The organism is Enterobacter cloacae complex sp. P13B (assembly GCF_014895915.1).
GTDB classification, from domain to species: domain Bacteria; phylum Pseudomonadota; class Gammaproteobacteria; order Enterobacterales; family Enterobacteriaceae; genus Enterobacter; species Enterobacter bugandensis.
The window spans coordinates 1-526 of record NZ_JADBQN010000143.1 but is presented as its reverse complement, the minus strand read 5'-3'; the positions used below and the strand labels follow the sequence as shown (position 1 = coordinate 526).

Genomic DNA, 526 nt, shown 5'->3' with positions numbered 1-526 from the left:
ACTTTCATAGCTAAAGGTCGGTCTGCATCTCTGATATGATACCCTTGTCTAATTACCTTATCGTCATCTTCATCTCTATAAATCAATCGTGATATTCTATCATCTGACAGATGCACTTTTTTTCTTTCTGACCAAGCAAGTAAATCAAGCATTGGTATTATTCTATAGCTCATTAACTTTTTTATTGTCCCATAACCAAATCTTACTGCATCAAGCGGTGCAGCTTTTACACCCTTAACTTTTCGCCATTGTGGTAATGATATTCGCAGTGCCTCTGCTATCTCATCATCACTTCCAGCCGCAAGATCGATTTCTAACATAATTGTAGTAGGAAACTGTTCAGGGATTTTTTCGGATATGTATTCGTTCTCAATAGTGGAATCAATCTTATATTGTTCTGAATTAGCTCTTATGAATAAAGCCTTTTTCATACAAGCAAAACTGATATTAGCTATTCGATCTACCGTGGTTATAAAAAAGTATGGCGGTTGATAAAGTTTATTTTCAGCATCCATATAATTCAAGT

At 35.0% G+C, this 526-nt stretch carries 1 protein-coding gene; it reads right to left on the bottom strand.

The genetic code is table 11. The features are described 5' to 3' along the window. On the bottom strand, window positions 1-526 hold a 526-nt coding region (locus tag IM273_RS22340), incomplete at both ends, for a DUF6387 family protein (RefSeq protein ID WP_370551859.1).